The organism is Mycobacterium sp. 48b, from assembly GCF_048282725.1.
Lineage (GTDB): Bacteria > Actinomycetota > Actinomycetes > Mycobacteriales > Mycobacteriaceae > Mycobacterium.
In genome coordinates this window covers 5,826,572-5,843,178 of the sequence record NZ_JBLVUL010000001.1, presented here as the reverse complement: position 1 = coordinate 5,843,178, position 16,607 = coordinate 5,826,572, and the positions used below count along the sequence as shown (strand labels likewise).

The following is a 16,607-nucleotide window of genomic DNA, read 5'->3' as shown; positions in this document are numbered from 1 at the left end:
CCGACAAGTGGCTTCAGCGGTGTTCGGGGGCGGCCGCGCACATCAGATCGGGCGGCAGACCAGGCACGCGACGGACGGCGTCGAGCAGGGCGTGCGCACACGTGTCGGCGACGAACCCCGCGTCGATCGAGGGGTCCTTGAGCCGTTGCCTGCACATCTCGAAGGTCAGGGCCAGCCAGCCGTAGACGGTGGCCCGCAGATCACGCTCGACCTTGGCATCCAGCGGCTCGGATACGGCGTCGGCGATCCGGCCCATGATCCGGTCCGCCTGCCGGTCGTTGTCGATGTCGTCGACGCCGCGCAGCACCGGGTCGGTGCGGCCCAGCCCCATGTACGCCGCCCACGCGCCGTGGGGGTGCTCCTCGTCGTAGCTCAGATAGGCGAGTACGCCTGCGCGCAGCTGGCCGAACAGGCTCTGACCGGGCTCGGGAGGGGTGCTGGTGGCCTCGAACAAGCGCTCGCCCTCGGCTTGCACCACGGCGGCGAAGAAGGCCCGCTTGTCGGGGAAGTAGTGGTACATCAGGGCTCGAGACACTCCGGCGCGCTCGGCGATCTCGTCGATGCGAACCTCGTCGTACGGTCGTTGGCCGAACACTTCGGCTCCCAGCGCCAACAGCTCGTTGCGTCTGTCGGCGGGGGACAGCCGGCGTCTCGACTCGGCACCCACGGGTGCAGCTTAACGCGGAGGCCTTACTTGACACATGTATAACAAGGACGGAATCCTGGTGTCATGACCGTCGCGGACGCACGGACCTCACACCCGGAGAATGCGAAGTATCCGAAACTGCCCCATCCGCCGCGACGGGTGCCGTTGCTCGGGGACGTGCTCGGGCTCAAGTCCGACTCGTCGATGCAGAATGCGATGGGCATGGCCGAGCTCGGGCCGATATGCGAATTCCGGTTCCTGGGCGCCCGCTACGTCGTCGCCACCGGGGCCGATGCGGTGGCCGACCTCAACGACGAAGCCCGATTCTGCAAACATGTCGGCCCCGACATCGAAGCACTGCGGATCGTCGGCGGCGACGGGCTGTTCACGGCGTACAACGACGAACCGAACTGGCACAAGGCCCATCAGCTGCTGATGCCGGCGTTCAGCCAGGCCGCGATGCGTCGCTACCACGGGGTGATGTTCGACGTCGCCGGCGAGCTGACCGACCGTTGGGATCAGCGGTCCGCCGAGGGCGACACCGTCGACGTCTCGGCAGACACCACCAGGGTGACGTTGGAGACCATCGGGCGGTGCGCGGCCGGGTATTCGTTCGGGTGCTTCCAGGGCGACGCGATGCACCCGTTCGTCGCGCACATGGTGTCCGCGCTCCTGGGCGCCGACCGCCTCGGTGTGCTGCGCGAGACCTACCTTCCCGCCGTCGTCTACCGGCGGTACGAGCGCCGGGTCCGCAACGACGCCAAATATCTGCACGAACTGGCCGACGACATCGTCGCCAGCCGGCGCGCGCAGCCGTCGGGCAGTCATGAGGACCTGCTGCAGATCATGCTGCAGTCCGATCTCGATGTCGCGAACATCCGCTATCAGCTGATCAATTTCCTGATCGCCGGGCACGAAACCACATCCGGTGCATTGTCATTCGCGCTGTACTTCCTGTCGCAGAGTCCTGAGGTGTTCGCCCGCGCCCGCGACGAGGTAGACCAGGTGTGGGGCGATGATGCACGGCCCGAGTTCGAGAAGATCGCCAAACTGCGGTATGTCCGGCGGGTTCTCGACGAATCGCTGCGATTGCAGCCGACGGTGCCTGCGTACTACCGCGCTGCCCGCCACGACACGGTGCTCGCCGGAATCCACCCGATGCGCAAGGGCGACTGGGCTTTGGCGCTGACGTCCACGTTGCACCGCGACCCACGCTGGGGCCCTGACCCGGACACATTCGACCCGGACCGGTTCGCCCCGGAACAGATGCGGGCACGGCCTGCCGGCTTGTACAAGCCGTTCGGCACAGGTGAAAGATCATGCATCGGAAGGCAATTCGCACTGCACGAAGCGGTCCTGATGCTGGCCGTGCTGATCCGGCGTTATGACCTGACCGCCGATCCGGACTACACCCTGCAGGTACAGGAGCGCCTGACCATGATGCCGTCAGGGTTCCGGCTGGGACTGCGACGGCGCTAGCTTGCCCTACCACGTATGAAACGCCCCGATTCGGGGTACCGTTTCCGTGGACAGACCCGCAAACGTCGGCAGGTCCACGTATGGAATGGTTCAACGCAGACGAATATTGGTTGGCCAGACAGGTGTTGCAGCGGGGGACCGCCGCGATCTACCTGATCGCCTTCATCGTGGCGGCCCGGCAGTTCCGCGGGCTCCTCGGCGAGCGGGGGTTGCTCCCGATACCCCGGTTCCTGGCCGCCAACTCCTTCCGGCGCGCCCCCAGCCTGTTCCAGTTCCACTACTCGGACCGCTTTTTCGCCGCGGTGTGCACGGCCGGGGCGGTGCTCTCGGCGGCCCTGCTGGTGGGCTTCGGGGACCTGGTGCCGCTGTGGGCCGCAATGCTGACCTGGCTACTGGTGTGGGTGCTGTACCTGTCGATCGTCAACGTCGGCCAGACGTGGTACTCGTTCGGCTGGGAATCGCTGCTGCTCGAAGCCGGCTTCCTGGTGACGTTCCTGGGCAACGACGACGTAGGCCCCCCGCTGCTGGTGCTGTGGCTGGCCCGCTGGCTGTTGTTCCGGGTCGAGTTCGGTGCCGGGCTGATCAAGCTGCGCGGCGACCCGTGCTGGCGCAACCTGACCTGCCTGTACTACCACCACGAGACCCAGCCCATGCCGGGGCCGCTGAGCTGGTTCTTCCACCACCTGCCCAAACCGCTGCACCGAATCGAGGTGGCCGGCAACCACTTCGCCCAACTCGTCGTGCCGTTCGCCCTGTTCGCGCCGCAGCCGGTCGCCTCCGGGGCGGCGATCGTCGTCATCATCACCCAACTGTGGTTGGTCGCGTCAGGGAACTTCGCCTGGCTCAACTGGATCACCATCGTCCTGGCATTCAGCGCACTCTCGGACTCCGCCGCTGCGGTGCTGCTTCCGATGCCGGAGCAGCAATTCGGCAAGACCCCAATGTGGTTCGCCGTCGTGGTGATCGGGTTCGCTGTCGCGGTGGCCTGGTTGAGTTACCGGCCTGCCCGCAACCTCATCTCCAGACGGCAGCGGATGAACGCTTCCTACAACCACTATCACCTGGTGAATTCCTACGGCGCTTTCGGCACCGTGGGCCGTGCTCGCGACGAGGTGGTGTTGGAAGGCACCTCGGACCCGATGCTGAGCGATCACACCGTATGGAAAGAGTACGAGTTCAAGGGCAAGCCAGGCGATGTCCATCGGTGGCCGCGACAGTTCGCGCCCTACCATCTGCGCCTGGACTGGCTGATGTGGTTCGCGGCCATCTCGCCGGCCTATGCCCAGGGCTGGCTGCGAATGCTGCTGACCCGACTTCTGGAGAATGACAGGGACACGCTGAAGCTGCTGCGGTGCAACCCATTCCCCGACGAACCGCCGCGCTACGTCCGGGCGAGGTTGTACCGGTACGAGTTCAGCACCTGGACCGAACTGCGCCGCGATCACGTGTGGTGGCACCGCATCTCGCTCGGTGTGTACGTTCCACCGCAATCGCTGCCCTCGGCAGGGCGCTCATCGGCCGGCGCGCAGTGACCGCTGGTAACGGCGCATCCCCGCGATCCACCGGTCGTAGTCGGAGCCCTTGTGGCGGTACATGTCCAGCACCTGCGGGTGCGGGAGTACGAGAAAGCTATCGGACCGAACGGCCGCCACAGTGGCCGCCGCGACATCCTGGGCACTGATGACCTCGCCGGACTGCACGATCGACGCCGCACCGGCCGCGGAATCCGGATCCGCCGATGCACGTACCGCGTCGAGCAGTGGGGTGTCCACCCCCAACGGGCACACGCAACTGACCCCGACGCCGTCATCGCCGTACGTGATGGCCAGCCACTCGGCGAATCCGACCGCCGCGTGCTTGGTGACGGCGTATCCGGCCGCGCCGATCTGGGATAGCAGACCGGCCGCTGAGGCGACCGACACGAAGTATCCGCCGCCCCGCGACAACCACTGCGGGACAAGCACTTGTGCCGCCCGGACGTGGGAGCGCAGATTGACGTCGAGGATGGAATCCCAGTCCTGGTCGGTGCCGAGACCCGGCGCGCCGATGATTCCGGCGTTGGCGACGTAGATGTCGACCGGGCCGAACTCGGTGGTGGTCAGCGCCTCGATGTCGGCCGTGACACCGGCGTCGGCCCGGATTCCCAGCGCCTGCCCGCCGCCGGAACGGATCTGCGCGGCGGTCTGTTCGGCCGACTCGGCGTCGAGGTCGGCGGCCACCACCCGGGCACCTTCCGCGGCGAACGATTCGGCGAGTGCCCGGCCGATACCTGATCCGGCGCCGGTGATGACCGCGATTCTGCCGTTGAGCTCCATGAGCATTTCTTAGCCGAAATGAACGCCCTGGGCCAGCGGCAGCTCCGAGGAGTAGTTGACCGTGTTGGTCGCGCGGCGCATGTAGGCCTTCCACGCATCCGATCCGGACTCACGGCCTCCGCCGGTGTGCTTCTCACCCCCGAATGCCCCGCCGATCTCGGCGCCGGAGGTCCCGATGTTGACGTTGGCGATACCGCAGTCGGATCCGTCGGCGGCCATGAACCGCTCGGCCTCACGCACGTCGGTGGTGAAGATCGCCGACGAAAGGCCCTGTGGTACGGCGTTGTTCAGGGTGATCGCGTCGTCGATGTCGTCATAGGTCAGCACGTAGAGGATCGGGGCGAAGGTCTCGGTGTGCACGACGGCCGTCTGTGCGGGCATCCGCACCACCGCAGGGGCGACGTAGAACGCACTTCTGCCTGAATCCTCCTCGCGTCCGGAGAAATCTCCCAGGTCGTGACGCTCACCGCCGAAGACCTCTCCGCCGTCGGCGCGGGCCTGCTCCAGCGCTCCGACCATGTCACGGTAGGCCCGGGTGTGGATGAGCGGGCCGACCAGCGTCCCGTCCGCGCTCGGATCTCCGATCGGCAGGCTCTGGTAGGCCGAGACGATCCGCGACACCAGGTCGTCGGCAACCGAGGAGTGCACGATCAGGCGGCGCAGCGTGGTGCAGCGCTGTCCCGCGGTGCCCGCCGCGGAGAACACGATGGCACGTACCGCGAGGTCCAGATCGGCTGACGGCGTCACGATCGCAGCGTTGTTGCCGCCGAGCTCGAGCAGGACCTTGCCGAATCGCGCCGCCACCCGCGGCCCGACCTGTTGGCCCATCCGCACCGAGCCGGTCGCGCTGACCAACGCCACCCGCGGGTCGTCGACCAGTCGCTCACCCAACTCACGCTCACCCAGGATGAGTCGGGCCACTGATGCCGGCGCACCTACATCGGCTGCGGCCCGTTCGATCAGCGCCTGGCAGGCGATCGCGGTGAGCGGGGTGAGTTCCGACGGTTTCCACACCACGGTGTCGCCACAGACCAGCGCGACCGCGGTGTTCCACGCCCACACCGCGACCGGGAAGTTGAAAGCGGTGATCACGCCGACGACGCCCAGCGGGTGCCACGTCTCCATCAGCCGGTGTCCAGGACGTTCGGAGGCGATGGTGCGGCCGTACAACTGGCGTGAGAGGCCGACGGCGAACTGGCAGATGTCGATCATCTCCTGCACTTCGCCCAGCGCCTCGGAGGTGATCTTGCCCGCCTCCACCGTCACCAGGGTCGCGAGATCTGACTTGTGCTCGACGAGCAGCTCGCCCAGGCGCGCCACCAATGCGCCACGCACCGGTGCCGGGGTCGTGCGCCAGGCCGAGAAGGCCTGTGCTGCATCGGAGATCGCGGCATCAACCTGTTCAAGACTGTCTTCGGGCAGGGTGAACAGGACGTCTCCGCTGATCGGTGTGCTGGCGTGCAGGCCACTACCCGGAGCGGCCGGCTCGCCGAGTTCCGCCCTCGCACCGATGGCATCGAGGGCCTGACGTACCCGCCGGCGCAGTTCCTCTGCGGTGGGGAGATCGGTCCGTTCGGTGGTGGTCATCGTGTGCCTTTCTGGGATCGCCGAGGATTACAGTTGCGGGCCATGGGTGAAGCCGACGAATACGTGCTGGACGAGACCGATCGGACCCTGGCCCGCGCGCTCGCCACCGACGGCAGGGCCACCCTGGCACAGCTGGCATCTGCGGCCGGGTTGTCGGTATCGGCGGTGCAGGCGCGGGTGCGCCGGTTGGAGTCGCGGGGTGTCGTGACCGGATACACCGCGCGGCTCAATCCTGAGGCACTCGGCAACATGCTCTCGGCGTTCGTCGCCATCACTCCTCTCGATCCGTCCCAACCCGATGATGCACCCGCCCGGTTGCAGCACATCCCCGAAATCGAATCGTGCCACTCGGTGGCGGGCGAGGAGAGCTACGTCCTGCTGGTCCGCGTGGCCTCGGCCCGGGCCTTGGAGGATCTGCTCCAACGGATCAGGACCGCGGCCAACGTCCGGACGCGCAGCACCATCATTTTGCAGACATTTTACAGCGGACGGGACTACATCCCGTAATGGTTCCGGTCAGACTGGGTAATGACCGTAAAGATTCCGTTAGGATGGCGTCATGACCGCAGTGCTGACGACCACGCCGCACGTGACGCCTGACCGGGTGCGAGCCGTCCTGGCGCGCAGCATCCTGACCGACGGCTTCGACTTCGTCCTCGACCTGGACCGATCTCGGGGCTCCTATCTGGTGGATGCGCGTACCGGCGGGCGCTTCCTGGACATGTTCACGTTCTTCGCCTCGTCCGCACTCGGCATGAACCACCCGGCGCTGGCCTGCGATGAAGACTTCCGGAGCGAGCTCGCCCGGGTGGCAGTCAACAAGCCGAGCAATTCAGACATCTACAGCGTGCCGCTGGCCCGGTTCGTCGACACCTTCCGCCGCGTGCTCGGCGATCCGGAACGGCCGCACCTGTTCTTCGTCGACGGCGGAGCGCTGGCGGTCGAGAACGCACTCAAGGTGGCATTCGACTGGAAGAGCCGGCACAACGAGTCCCGCGGGATCGACCCCGCGCTGGGCACCAAGGTGCTCCACCTGCGCGGCGCGTTCCACGGCCGTAGCGGATACACCATGTCGCTGACCAACACCGACCCGGTCAAGGTGGCTCGCTTCCCCAAGTTCGACTGGCCCCGCATCGATGCCCCTTTCCTGCGGCCCGGCGCGGATATGGCTGCGCTCGAAGATGATTCGCTGCGCGCAGCCAGGGCGGCGTTCGAGGCCAACCCGCACGACATCGCCTGCTTCATCGCCGAGCCGATCCAGGGTGAGGGTGGTGACCGGCACATGCGGCCGCAGTTCTTCGCCGCGATGCGTGAGCTGTGCGACGAGTTCGACGCCCTGCTGATCTTCGACGAGGTGCAGACCGGGTGCGGTATCACCGGAACCGCTTGGGCCTACCAGCAATTGGGGATTGCCCCTGACGTGGTCGCCTTCGGCAAGAAGACGCAGGTGTGCGGCGTGATGGCGGGCCGCCGCGTGGATGACGTCGCGGACAACGTCTTCACCGTGAGCTCGCGGATCAATTCCACCTGGGGCGGAAACCTGGTGGACATGGTGCGATCGCGGCGCATCCTCGAAGTCATCGAGTCCGAGGATCTGTTCGGCAACGCTGCGATGACGGGTGACTACCTGCTCGGTCAGTTGTCCGCGCTGGCAGAGGATTTCCCCGATACGGTGCTGGACCCACGGGGCCGCGGCCTGATGTGTGCGTTCAGCCTGCCCACCGCCGAAGTGCGCGACAAGCTGGTTCGCCGATTGTGGGACCGGCGCGTCATCATGTTGCCGAGTGGGACCGACTCGGTGCGCTTCCGGCCGGCGCTGACTGTGACGCGCAACGAGATCGACGAATGCATCGAGGCCGTACGGGAGGCGCTGAGATCGCCGTTGGCTGGTTAGGGTGCGCTGTCTGACGACACCGCGCGGCGCAGGATCGACTTGAGTCTGGGTAGATCGGCTCCGCCCACCAACTCACAGCCGTGAAGTTCGGCGAGTTTACGTGCGGCCGGGGTGAACTCGTTGTTGGTGACCACCATGGTCCTGCCGCAGTCCTGCATGGGCGCGCCTGCGACAACCTCCTGGACGGCGGCAGCGCCCACCGGTCGGGACAGCCGTTTGCATTGCACGGCGATTCGATTGGGCCGCTGTCCGACGATCAGATCCACGCCCCAGTCCCCGGTGAGCGGAGTCATGATCACCGGTAAGCCACACGTGCGCGCCACGCGGGCCACATAGTCTTCGAATTCCAATCCGGTCATCTCGGTCGCCGCCTGTTCGCGTGCGCCGGGGGTGCTGGCTCCATGGAATGCGCCCAGCAGGAACCGTGGAGTCGCGGCCAGCGCCAGTGGGACCGCACAGCCGATCGCCAGGCTCCATGCCGCGTCGAACCCGGCCAGGTGGCTCGCGATCGCAGCCGCCGCACCTGCGGCGATGATGAGCTTGATCCGTAGCCGTCTCACGGCGCCGAATGTAGACGTCACCTGTGACAATCTGTCGAGTCGCTGTCGGCTCGGCGCGTTAGGCTCGATCCGTGACGAGTGATCCCGCTGCGGGGAACGCCGAGTCGCCGATCGAGCATGCTTTTGCCGGCGGCGAGGCGCAGCGTGTCGGTTGGTTCCGGTTCTACTTCGCAGACGAGCGCTGGGAGTGGTCGCCGCAGGTGGAGCGGATGCACGGGTACGAGCCGGGTACCGTCCACCCGACGACCGAGCTGGTGCTCTCCCACAAGCACCCCGACGACTACGGGCAGGTGGCGGCGACGCTCCTGGAGATCCGGCGCACCGCGAGCGCGTTCAGCACCCGGCACCGGATCATCGATACCGCAGGCGATGTCCACCAAGTCGTGGTGGTGGGGGATCAGCTCTTCGACGACGCAGGCACGGTCGTCGGTACCCATGGTTTCTATGTCGACGTCTCACCGTCGATCTCGCAAGATCGTGAGGACGCCGTCACCGAGGCGGTGGCCGAGATCGCCGAGGCCCGTGGTGCCATCGAGCAGGCCAAAGGCATGTTGATGCTGATCTACCGGATCAACGCGGACGCGGCGTTCGAACTGCTGAAATGGCGGTCCCAGGAGACCAACACCAAGTTGCGGTTGCTGGCCGAGCAGCTGGCAGAAGACTTCCTGGCGCTCGAATACACCGAGACGCTTCCGAGCCGTGCGATCTTGGACCGGCTGCTGCTCACCGCCCATCAGCGGGTCAGCACGGAGGTTTAGTCCGGCCCCGTCCAGGGAAGACTCCCGGCGCTGATCGAAGCGAACCGGGAGGTGATTGATGACTGCACCGACCCTGACGGCACTGGCCCTGGTCTGCAGTCTCAAGCGCCGGCCGGCCGAGTCCAGCAGCGAGCTGATCGCCGATCAGGTCCTCGAGAATCTCGGGGCACTGGGAGTCGGTACAGAGTCGCTACGTTGCGCCGACTTCGTCATCGAACCCGGCGTCGAAGCCGACATGGGCGGCGACGATCAGTGGCCCGAGATCCGCAGAAAGGTCTTCGACGCCGACATCCTGCTGCTGTCGACACCGATATGGCTCGGCCACCCGTCGAGCATCGCGCAGCGTGTCCTGGAGCGACTCGATGCCGAACTGTCCAATACCGACGACGCCGGCAGGCCGGCGTTGGCGGGCAAGGTGGCCCTGGTGTCGGTCGTGGGGAACGAGGATGGCGCCCACAAGACCGTCGCCGATCTTTTCCAGGCGCTCAACGACGTCGGCTACACCATCCCGGCCCAGGGATGTACGTACTGGATCGGTGAGGCGATGCAGGGCACCGATTACCAGGATCTCGACGAAGTGCCCGGTCCCGTCGCCGATGCCACTGGCGCGGCCGCACGCAATGCGGCGCACCTAGCCGGACTGCTCAAGGTGGGCGAGTACCCGCGTTACGAGTGAGAGGGAGAAATGATGAAAGGTCCCGAGGACCCTGTCGACCACACCAGGACGACCCGGCCACACGCCGGTGAGGCGATGAAGGACAACCGCAACATGCCCGCGCTGGTCCTGGTCGGGCTGGGTGTGGTGATGTTCGTCGCGTGTCTGGCCGGCTTCGCGACCGGTAACACGGGGATCGCGGTGGTGCTGGCGATTCTGGCTGCCGTGGGTCTGCTGGCCGGCGGATTGTGGCTGGCCATCGCCCACCTACGTGTGCGCCGGATCGAAGAGCGTTGGTATGCAGAGCATCCCGAGGTGACCAGGCAAGCACCCAACAGTTGACCTGCTGCACCTGAAAACGCGAGATGGCCCAGCCAACGGTGGCTGGGCCATCTCTTCGATCACGCCGGGTCAGGGTCGCTGGTGCGCCTGCTCACGCTGCTCGGCGGCCTTTGCGCCAGCCCGGGCCGCTTCGGCTTCGGCCTCCTTCTTGGCGGCGTCTTGCTGCGCGTCGGCCTTGTCCTGCTGGGCTTTGCCCTCGCGGACCAGGTCGTCGCGGCCGGTCACGGTACCAACAGCTTCCTTCGCCTTGCCCTTGACGTCCTCGACGACGCCCTTGATGGCTTCTTCAGGTCCTGAGTTCTTCTCGGTCATGCTTACCTTTCCGCTTCAGGAGTGGATTGGTGTTCACTACGCGGCTTCTCCACGCAAGCGTTGGATTCCCGGATCCGCCCGCACTAAACGTGACGTGACGAATCGTGGTGTTGGCGACAAGCGAGTTTGCTCAGCGCACGGATGGGTACCGAATAGGGGTACTTTCCGGAAGGGGTGAAATGGCCAGCAGAACGGTCGCGGAGACCATTGCCGTTGGCGCCGAGAGTGTTTACCGGCCTCAGCACGACTCGTGGCTACTGGTCGATGCATTGCAGCGCAGTCAAGCGGTGGCCGGCGGCCGCGTGGTGGATCTCTGCTCCGGAAGCGGAGTGGTGGCGATCGCCGCGGCTGAGCTGGGCGCCAGCGCGGTGACGGCGCTGGATATTTCGCCCAGCGCGGTACTGTGCACGCAGGCCAACGCGCTGGCCGCGCAGGTCGACGTCGAAGCCGTATTGGGGTGCTGGACCCAGGCGTTGGAGCGCGAACCGTTCGACATCGTGGTGTGCAATCCGCCCTATGTTCCGGTTGGTCCCGACACCGCCGCGGGGTCGGTCTCGGCGACCGGTCCGATGGCTTCGTGGGACGGCGGACCTGATGGCCGGCTGGTGCTGGACCCGCTGTGCCGATCAGCGGCCGCCATGCTGGCCGAGGGCGGGTCGTTGTTCCTGGTGCAGTCCGAGTTCGCCGATGTCGAGCAGTCGGTGCGGCTTCTGCGCCAGAGTGGACTCGAGTCGGATGTCTGTGCCACGCAGCGGATTTCGTTCGGTCCGGTGCTGCATTCGCAGGCCGGTTGGCTCTGCGCCACCGGGCGGCTGACAGACGCGAGGACGGAAGAGGAACTGGTTGTCATCAGGGCGGACAAGCCATGACCGAGCCTCGGGTGGTCCGGGTGGTTCAGGGCGGCCCGATCCTGGTCGAGGGCCCGGTGCGGATCGAACTGCCCGACGGGAACACCGTGGAGTCAGATCGGTTCATGGTGGCCATCTGTACGTGCCGACGCTCCAAGACCTACCCGTTGTGTGATACCAGCCATCGGAAGGTCAAGCGGGCCGGCCAGGGCTCAGGCAAGCGGCCGGCATAGCGAACTACGTTCGGCCAGCCAGGATTCCATCAGGTGATCAGCCAACCTGTCCTCCATGACGGCGAAGGCCCGCATCCCAAAAACCACGTCGGCATCGAGGTCTGGTTCGCGCCGGACCAAATCGCCCACCACATCGTGACGGACGACAAGTTCGTGTACCGCGTCGGCCTCGACGTGCTCGCGGTAGAACCGGATGCACGCCTCAGGTGCGTCCAGTCGCTCCAGTGCGGTGACCATGCGCTGCGACCCTGGCGAAGAGGTGATCTCGGTAGCCGCGAAATGGCCCGTGGCGGCGCCACGCAGCCGTCGGTGCAATCCGAACATGGACATGAGATTGACCAGCGCGAGGCTCTGGGCCGGTACCGCGTCGAGGTAGCCCAGGTAGCGGTCGTCCAGCGCGGCCTCTCTCAAGAGGTCGGCGAACAGATTCTGGTGCAGGCGGGCAGCTGAGCCCGCCCCGTATTCGTCGTACTCGACCGCGACGAAGGCGGCTTTCGCCTGGCCGCCGAGGCGGGGGATCAGCCAGGCGTGTGGGTCACCCTCTTTGAGGTGGTACAACGACCGGTGCACGAAGTACTCGCGCATCTGCTCCCAGGTGCCCACATCTCGAAGGTGATATGAGGGGCCGGCTCCGTCGGCTGGTTCCACCGACAGCCGGGCCATCTCGCGCTCCGCGGTGTCCTCGGGATCGATCTTGCCGACCACACGGCGGACTGCCGCGAGAAACATGCGTTCGAACTGTGAGCGCAGGTGCAACAGCCCGGCATTCCATTCCCAGTCCTGATCGACGCCGCCGAATCCCTGGTAGTGCAGTTCGTAGCAGATGTAGAGCGCCAGCTGAACGTCCAAGCCGAACGGATCGCAATCGCGCAGCGGAATCCAGACCGGCTCGAGGTGATTGTGAGGTGCACGATCGCCGAGCCGCTCGATCAGTGCGGCGGATATCGGCCCCTTCGCAGGCGGAAGCCCTCGCTGCGGAAGGGCGGGGAGCGTCGTCATGGCGGATCAGGTATGCCCGCGGACCGTTGCTGGTAAACCCGCGGTTTCCGGGGTTTGTGCGGTGCCCTGCGGGGGTATACAGGCACCTGTTGAAGTCGAGGTGAGGAACATGGCCAGGCCAGCACAGTCTCCGTCAATGCAGGGTCGACGAGAAGTCACTTTCGAGCGGATCGGCGAGGTTCTCGAGTCGGAGCACCGCCAGGCTCTCACCGAGTACGCCCTGACCGAACTGCTGTGGCATCGTTCGGGCGCCGCGGTTACGGGGTTTGCAGGGTCGGACAGTGCCGGCCGTAGCCGGCACGCAGCGTGATGTGGTCCGACCCGATCCTTGCCACATCGTCCCAGGCGGTCAGGAAGGTGCCCCGATGCCGCCACTTGGCGATGGCGGCGATGAGGGCAGGTGCGTTGATACCGGTGCGCTCATAACCCAGGTAGGACGAGCGGGTTCGCGGACTGATCACAAGACCGACCACTTCAGGTGCAGACGGACGACCGGTGTGGTGGGTGGATGTCTTTAGGCGGACATCGATGACCGTGCCGACCGGGTGATGGCCGGCATCCAGCACGCGAAGTTCAAGCAGGTTACTCAGCTGCATGTCGTCCTCCGGGGATACGGGCCACGATGTGATCACGCAGCCAGCGCTCGACCCAGTTCGCGTCGAACCGGGTTTCGGTGGGCGTCAACCGCAGGGTGATACCGATCGAAGCCACCAACTCCCAAGGAATTTCGTGCAGCAGCGATCGCGGCGGAGCACCGCCGAGAATGCGGGTGGTCACGACCTGCCCTGAGAGCACCGTGGTCACGTGCGGCGGCGGACTGCCGGGTTCGATGTCGTGATCGAGTTCGACGCCGTCGATTTCGAGATCGTCGACGATACCGACGGGGTCGCCGTCGTGGTCGAGCAGTTGGCGGTCCAACAGGTGCAGACGCGCGTCGAGTAACACCGGCCCGGTCATTGGCCCGCTCCGGTCACGATCATCAGCGGTATGGCGGCCAGCGACGCCGCCACGATTATCACCAGGTACACCGAGCCGAACATGTTGAGCAGCCTTCCGTTCGTCTTGTCACCCATGTATTCCGGATCGTTGGCCACGATGAGGATGGGCAGGTAGGTCAAGGGGAGTGCTATGGCCGAGAACACCACCGAGTACTCGGTCACCATGACGGGGTCGATGCCGGTGAACAGGACGGCGGCTCCGGTCACGATGCTCACGAACATCACCACGTGGAAGCGAGACGCCTCGGCGGGGCGGCGAAACTTGCCCCACGGCCATCCGAAGAACTGAGCCAGGGTGTAGCCGCTGGAGAGTGTGGTCTCAAGGGCCGCACCGAATGTGGCCGCCACGATGCCGATGATCGCGAACGCCAGTGCCAGCTTGCCGCCGGCCTCGGCGACGGGCATCACGACCTGTGACAATGACGTCACTTCGATCTGGCCGGGCAGCAGAACCAGGGTCGCGCAGGCGGCGATAGCGATCGACAGGATGCCGCCGAGCGGGAAGCCGACCAGGACGTTGAGTCGTGACACCCCGAGATCCTTGGTCTTCCAATGTTCCTCGACCGCACCCGACGAGAAGAAGAACACCTCGTACGGTGTCATCGCGGCGCCGAAGAGTGCGATCGCGTAGTACCAGTACGTCGCCGAAGACTCGGATTCCGGAATCGCCGGCTGCACCGCTTGATGGGCCAATCCGCCCCAATCAGGTTGTAGGGCAAAGACTGCGACGGCGAAGACGATCAGGCACAGTCCGGCCAGGCCCGCGGTGTTCTCCATGGCAGAGAACTTGACGCGCCAGATCACCAGCCACACCGCGGCGGCCGCCACCGGGATCCACAGCATCCGCCCGACATCGGTGGCCAGTTGCAGGGCAAGCGCAACGCCGCCGATCTCGGCCGTCAGTGTCATCAGATTGATCAGAAATGAGGCGCCGAGGTTGGCCGCTGCCGTGCGCGGGCCCAAGCGCTCCCGGATGATCTCGAATGTGGCTCGCCCGCTGACCGCCGCCACCCGGCCTGCCATCTGGGCGAACAGACAGATGCCGACAACACCGACGATCACCACCCAGACCAGAGCCAGACCGAATCGGGAGCCGACCACGGCGTTGGTCACCAGGTCACCGATGTCGAGGAAACCGCCGATCGCGGTAAGGATCCCCAGCGCTACCGCGAAAAACTTCTTCATCAGCGATACCCGGCTTCCAGCGCGTCGGCCGACGCCACCAGCTGCTCGCGCAGCGCGGACAACTCGGGCTCGGTGGACACCTCGCGGACCCGCGCCGATGCCGTGTTGAGTTGTCCGATCATCGTCGTCATCGCTTCGGTCAGCAGCCGCTGGCGTTCCAGATCAGCCGGATCGTCGGCACGTAGATCGGCGATGCCCTGGTAGGCGTTCACCACTTCGTCACGTGCATCGGCGATTTGGACGCTGACCAGCTGTGGTGTGGAACGGTCCCGCATCCGCAGGTCGAGTGCATAAGCGCCGCTGCGGGCGGCCGCCACCGTCTCTTCCATGGCCTGGGCGAGTTGGCCGGACATACCGTCGCGGTTTGCCGGGCAGCGGGTCAGCAGCAGCCCCAGCGAGACGATCAACAGGGCGACCAGCAGTGCCGCCCGTAGTTGTCGGGGTCTGTCTTCAGGGCCCCCGTCGTCCGCCATGGCGGCCTCCCTCACCCGGGCAGTGTGTCGCCATCTTCGCGGTCGAAGTCGTCGAGGCCGGACTCGTCCTCGACAGCCTCACGCTGTTCCTGCCAGTCGGGATCGGTCGCCTCCAACGGCGGGCTGTCCAGGTCGGAGACCGAGGCTTCGACATCCGGAACCGGTTCGCTCTGCTCACGTTGCTGTTCGAGAGCGTCGGCGACAGGCACGTCGTCGGGCACGTCTCTGCGTGTCATGCGGCCGGAATACCCGTTGGCCCTTTGGTCAAACGCTGCGGGCGTCCGGGTCACGTCCGCCTGTCCACCTTCCGGATCAGCCGGGCGGTACTGCCCTCCAGGATCGCCTGGCGCTTGTCGCTGTTGCGGACACGGGCAGCGCGGCGGGTGCCGGCGGCGATGGTGAGCCCGTCGCGGTACGCGTGGACCACGCGGGGATCGACGTATGCGCTGCGGGTGACGGCGGCGGTGTTGCCGAGGGCCTCGGCGACCTCGCGCATGACTGCCGACTCGACGCGTTTGATCACCTTGTCGTCCACCGGCGGGTCGGCCTCGACGAACGCCTCGGCCGCCAACACCGTGCCGTGCCACGTCCGCAGATCCTTGACGGTGTAGTCGCCGCCGACCATTTCCTTGAACCGGAGATTGAGGTCCTCGGCGTGCACCTCGGTCCATTCGGCGGAGTGGCGGAATGCCAGCAGGCGGTCGCCGTTGCTCCGGCTCCGCTGCAGGGACCGGACGGCCCGCACCACTGCGGGATCCTCCACCAGCAGCGTGCGCCGCACGCCGCTCTTGGCTGGAAAGTCGAACTCGATGGCGTCCGAACGGATGGTGATGTGGTCACGCAGCAACGTGGCGATTCCGAACGAGTTGTGCTCTTCGGCGTACCGGTCCCCGCCGGCCCGGAAGTACCCGAGGTCCAGCAGTCGTAGCCCGAGGGCGAGCACGCGATCGCGGGTCAGCCCGCGTCGGCGCAGATCCTTCGCGAGTTCGGTGCGCCAATCCGTCAGCGACGCCGACAGCTCAAGTACGCGATCGAATTTCTCCTCGCCGCGCTCCTCCTGCCATTGCGAGTGATAGAGGTACTGCCGACGGCCCGCGGCATCGGTCCCGACGGCCTGGATGTGCCCGTTGGGATGCGGACAGATCCAGACTTTCCTCCACGCCGGCGGGATCACCAGATCCTCGATCCGCTGCAACGTCGTTGGATCGGTGACGGCGACACCGCTGTCGTCGAGATAGCTGAATCCGCGGCCGCGCCGCACCCGGCGCAACCCCGCACTGCCGACGACGCTGCGGCGCAACCTCATTACGTCCGCCCCTTCGG

At 66.1% G+C, this 16,607-nt stretch carries 21 protein-coding genes; 9 read left to right on the top strand and 12 right to left on the bottom strand.

What is annotated here, in order from left to right:
* Positions 1 to 13 precede the first annotated feature (13 nt).
* Positions 14 to 667, bottom strand: a complete 654-nt coding sequence (locus tag ACNQR1_RS28570; RefSeq protein WP_418048955.1) for a TetR/AcrR family transcriptional regulator — start codon at positions 665 to 667, stop codon at positions 14 to 16.
* Positions 668 to 730: 63 nt separating this feature from the next.
* Here ACNQR1_RS28570 and ACNQR1_RS28565 point away from each other — a divergent pair, with 63 nt between their 5' ends.
* Both ACNQR1_RS28565 and ACNQR1_RS28560 read left to right on the top strand, forming a co-directional pair.
* Positions 731 to 2,125 (top strand): cytochrome P450, encoded by a 1,395-nt coding sequence (locus ACNQR1_RS28565; RefSeq protein ID WP_418048954.1) that lies wholly within the window; start codon positions 731 to 733, stop codon positions 2,123 to 2,125.
* Between the two features lie 80 nt (positions 2,126 to 2,205).
* A complete protein-coding gene (locus ACNQR1_RS28560) occupies positions 2,206 to 3,657 on the top strand; it encodes a lipase maturation factor family protein (protein WP_418048953.1) in 1,452 nt (483 codons plus the stop codon).
* Here the strand turns inward: ACNQR1_RS28560 and ACNQR1_RS28555 are convergent.
* Together ACNQR1_RS28555 and ACNQR1_RS28550 are read right to left on the bottom strand one after the other, a co-directional pair.
* On the bottom strand, positions 3,637 to 4,440 hold the full coding sequence (locus tag ACNQR1_RS28555) for an SDR family NAD(P)-dependent oxidoreductase (protein ID WP_418048952.1): 804 nt from the start codon (positions 4,438 to 4,440) through the stop codon (positions 3,637 to 3,639). The genes ACNQR1_RS28560 and ACNQR1_RS28555 overlap by 21 nt on opposite strands.
* 9 nt (positions 4,441 to 4,449) lie before the next feature.
* Complete coding sequence (locus ACNQR1_RS28550; protein ID WP_418048951.1) at positions 4,450 to 6,027, bottom strand: aldehyde dehydrogenase family protein; 1,578 nt, start codon at positions 6,025 to 6,027, stop codon at positions 4,450 to 4,452.
* A gap of 42 nt (positions 6,028 to 6,069) precedes the next feature.
* Between ACNQR1_RS28550 and ACNQR1_RS28545 the strand changes: the two genes are divergently transcribed.
* On the top strand, positions 6,070 to 6,534 hold the full coding sequence (locus ACNQR1_RS28545; RefSeq protein WP_418048950.1) for an Lrp/AsnC family transcriptional regulator: 465 nt from the start codon (positions 6,070 to 6,072) through the stop codon (positions 6,532 to 6,534).
* 52 nt (positions 6,535 to 6,586) lie between these two features.
* Positions 6,587 to 7,921, top strand: coding sequence for an L-lysine 6-transaminase (gene lat / locus ACNQR1_RS28540; RefSeq protein ID WP_418048949.1), 1,335 nt, complete (start codon positions 6,587 to 6,589; stop codon positions 7,919 to 7,921).
* Here lat and ACNQR1_RS28535 read toward each other — a convergent pair.
* Positions 7,918 to 8,481 carry a restriction endonuclease gene (locus tag ACNQR1_RS28535; protein ID WP_418048948.1) on the bottom strand — a complete coding sequence of 188 codons (564 nt, stop codon included), beginning with the start codon at positions 8,479 to 8,481 and terminating at the stop codon, positions 7,918 to 7,920. The two genes, lat and ACNQR1_RS28535, sit on opposite strands and share 4 nt — an antisense overlap.
* Positions 8,482 to 8,552: 71 nt before the next feature.
* Between ACNQR1_RS28535 and ACNQR1_RS28530 the strand changes: the two genes are divergently transcribed.
* The 3 genes from ACNQR1_RS28530 to usfY are packed head-to-tail and all read left to right on the top strand — an operon-like array spanning position 8,553 to position 10,236.
* Positions 8,553 to 9,239: a PAS and ANTAR domain-containing protein gene (locus tag ACNQR1_RS28530; RefSeq protein ID WP_418048947.1), complete on the top strand. Its 687-nt coding sequence runs from the start codon at positions 8,553 to 8,555 to the stop codon at positions 9,237 to 9,239.
* A 58-nt stretch (positions 9,240 to 9,297) separates the two neighbouring features.
* Positions 9,298 to 9,915 (top strand): flavodoxin family protein, encoded by a 618-nt coding sequence (locus ACNQR1_RS28525; RefSeq protein WP_418048946.1) that lies wholly within the window; start codon positions 9,298 to 9,300, stop codon positions 9,913 to 9,915.
* Positions 9,916 to 9,927: 12 nt separating this feature from the next.
* Positions 9,928 to 10,236, top strand: a complete 309-nt coding sequence (gene usfY / locus ACNQR1_RS28520) for a protein UsfY (protein WP_418048945.1) — start codon at positions 9,928 to 9,930, stop codon at positions 10,234 to 10,236.
* Positions 10,237 to 10,305: 69 nt separating this feature from the next.
* On the opposite strand, the gene ACNQR1_RS28515 is transcribed toward usfY, so the two are convergent.
* On the bottom strand, positions 10,306 to 10,548 hold the full coding sequence (locus ACNQR1_RS28515; protein WP_418048944.1) for a CsbD family protein: 243 nt from the start codon (positions 10,546 to 10,548) through the stop codon (positions 10,306 to 10,308).
* A 179-nt stretch (positions 10,549 to 10,727) separates the two neighbouring features.
* Between ACNQR1_RS28515 and ACNQR1_RS28510 the strand changes: the two genes are divergently transcribed.
* Entirely contained in the window at positions 10,728 to 11,417 is a 690-nt protein-coding gene (locus ACNQR1_RS28510) for a HemK2/MTQ2 family protein methyltransferase (protein WP_418048943.1), read from the top strand.
* Positions 11,414 to 11,629, top strand: a complete 216-nt coding sequence (locus tag ACNQR1_RS28505; RefSeq protein WP_418048942.1) for a CDGSH iron-sulfur domain-containing protein — start codon at positions 11,414 to 11,416, stop codon at positions 11,627 to 11,629. The genes ACNQR1_RS28510 and ACNQR1_RS28505 overlap by 4 nt, the downstream gene beginning before the upstream one ends.
* On the opposite strand, the gene ACNQR1_RS28500 is transcribed toward ACNQR1_RS28505, so the two are convergent.
* The 7 genes from ACNQR1_RS28500 to ACNQR1_RS28470 all read right to left on the bottom strand — a co-directional run bounded on the left by ACNQR1_RS28500 (position 11,609) and on the right by ACNQR1_RS28470 (position 16,590).
* Complete coding sequence (locus ACNQR1_RS28500; protein WP_418048941.1) at positions 11,609 to 12,628, bottom strand: iron-containing redox enzyme family protein; 1,020 nt, start codon at positions 12,626 to 12,628, stop codon at positions 11,609 to 11,611. The two genes, ACNQR1_RS28505 and ACNQR1_RS28500, sit on opposite strands and share 21 nt — an antisense overlap.
* 257 nt (positions 12,629 to 12,885) lie before the next feature.
* Positions 12,886 to 13,224 (bottom strand): hypothetical protein, encoded by a 339-nt coding sequence (locus tag ACNQR1_RS28495; RefSeq protein WP_418048940.1) that lies wholly within the window; start codon positions 13,222 to 13,224, stop codon positions 12,886 to 12,888.
* Positions 13,211 to 13,585, bottom strand: coding sequence for a hypothetical protein (locus ACNQR1_RS28490; protein ID WP_418048939.1), 375 nt, complete (start codon positions 13,583 to 13,585; stop codon positions 13,211 to 13,213). The genes ACNQR1_RS28495 and ACNQR1_RS28490 overlap by 14 nt, the downstream gene beginning before the upstream one ends.
* Entirely contained in the window at positions 13,582 to 14,811 is a 1,230-nt protein-coding gene (locus tag ACNQR1_RS28485; protein ID WP_418048938.1) for an NRAMP family divalent metal transporter, read from the bottom strand. Before ACNQR1_RS28485 ends, ACNQR1_RS28490 begins: the two co-directional genes overlap by 4 nt.
* Positions 14,811 to 15,284, bottom strand: coding sequence for a hypothetical protein (locus tag ACNQR1_RS28480; RefSeq protein ID WP_418048937.1), 474 nt, complete (start codon positions 15,282 to 15,284; stop codon positions 14,811 to 14,813). Before ACNQR1_RS28480 ends, ACNQR1_RS28485 begins: the two co-directional genes overlap by 1 nt.
* Positions 15,285 to 15,295: 11 nt before the next feature.
* On the bottom strand, positions 15,296 to 15,520 hold the full coding sequence (locus ACNQR1_RS28475) for a hypothetical protein (RefSeq protein ID WP_418048936.1): 225 nt from the start codon (positions 15,518 to 15,520) through the stop codon (positions 15,296 to 15,298).
* Between the two features lie 50 nt (positions 15,521 to 15,570).
* Positions 15,571 to 16,590, bottom strand: a complete 1,020-nt coding sequence (locus ACNQR1_RS28470) for a DNA topoisomerase IB (RefSeq protein WP_418048935.1) — start codon at positions 16,588 to 16,590, stop codon at positions 15,571 to 15,573.
* Between the last annotated feature and the right edge of the window lie 17 nt (positions 16,591 to 16,607).

Bases quoted from the DNA above. Each gene is read 5' to 3' on its own strand.
- ACNQR1_RS28545 (WP_418048950.1), top strand. From the start codon at position 6,070: ATGGGTGAAGCCGACGAATACGTGCTGGACGAGACCGATCGGACCCTG.
- ACNQR1_RS28500 (WP_418048941.1), bottom strand. From the start codon at position 12,628: ATGACGACGCTCCCCGCCCTTCCGCAGCGAGGGCTTCCGCCTGCGAAG.
- ACNQR1_RS28505 (WP_418048942.1), top strand. From the start codon at position 11,414: ATGACCGAGCCTCGGGTGGTCCGGGTGGTTCAGGGCGGCCCGATCCTG.
- ACNQR1_RS28490 (WP_418048939.1), bottom strand. From the start codon at position 13,585: ATGACCGGGCCGGTGTTACTCGACGCGCGTCTGCACCTGTTGGACCGC.
- ACNQR1_RS28510 (WP_418048943.1), top strand. From the start codon at position 10,728: ATGGCCAGCAGAACGGTCGCGGAGACCATTGCCGTTGGCGCCGAGAGT.
- ACNQR1_RS28555 (WP_418048952.1), bottom strand. From the start codon at position 4,440: ATGGAGCTCAACGGCAGAATCGCGGTCATCACCGGCGCCGGATCAGGT.
- usfY (WP_418048945.1), top strand. From the start codon at position 9,928: ATGAAAGGTCCCGAGGACCCTGTCGACCACACCAGGACGACCCGGCCA.
- ACNQR1_RS28560 (WP_418048953.1), top strand. From the start codon at position 2,206: ATGGAATGGTTCAACGCAGACGAATATTGGTTGGCCAGACAGGTGTTG.
- ACNQR1_RS28550 (WP_418048951.1), bottom strand. From the start codon at position 6,027: ATGACCACCACCGAACGGACCGATCTCCCCACCGCAGAGGAACTGCGC.
- lat (WP_418048949.1), top strand. From the start codon at position 6,587: ATGACCGCAGTGCTGACGACCACGCCGCACGTGACGCCTGACCGGGTG.
- ACNQR1_RS28515 (WP_418048944.1), bottom strand. From the start codon at position 10,548: ATGACCGAGAAGAACTCAGGACCTGAAGAAGCCATCAAGGGCGTCGTC.
- ACNQR1_RS28485 (WP_418048938.1), bottom strand. From the start codon at position 14,811: ATGAAGAAGTTTTTCGCGGTAGCGCTGGGGATCCTTACCGCGATCGGC.
- ACNQR1_RS28495 (WP_418048940.1), bottom strand. From the start codon at position 13,224: ATGCAGCTGAGTAACCTGCTTGAACTTCGCGTGCTGGATGCCGGCCAT.
- ACNQR1_RS28470 (WP_418048935.1), bottom strand. From the start codon at position 16,590: ATGAGGTTGCGCCGCAGCGTCGTCGGCAGTGCGGGGTTGCGCCGGGTG.
- ACNQR1_RS28525 (WP_418048946.1), top strand. From the start codon at position 9,298: ATGACTGCACCGACCCTGACGGCACTGGCCCTGGTCTGCAGTCTCAAG.
- ACNQR1_RS28480 (WP_418048937.1), bottom strand. From the start codon at position 15,284: ATGGCGGACGACGGGGGCCCTGAAGACAGACCCCGACAACTACGGGCG.
- ACNQR1_RS28565 (WP_418048954.1), top strand. From the start codon at position 731: ATGACCGTCGCGGACGCACGGACCTCACACCCGGAGAATGCGAAGTAT.
- ACNQR1_RS28475 (WP_418048936.1), bottom strand. From the start codon at position 15,520: ATGACACGCAGAGACGTGCCCGACGACGTGCCTGTCGCCGACGCTCTC.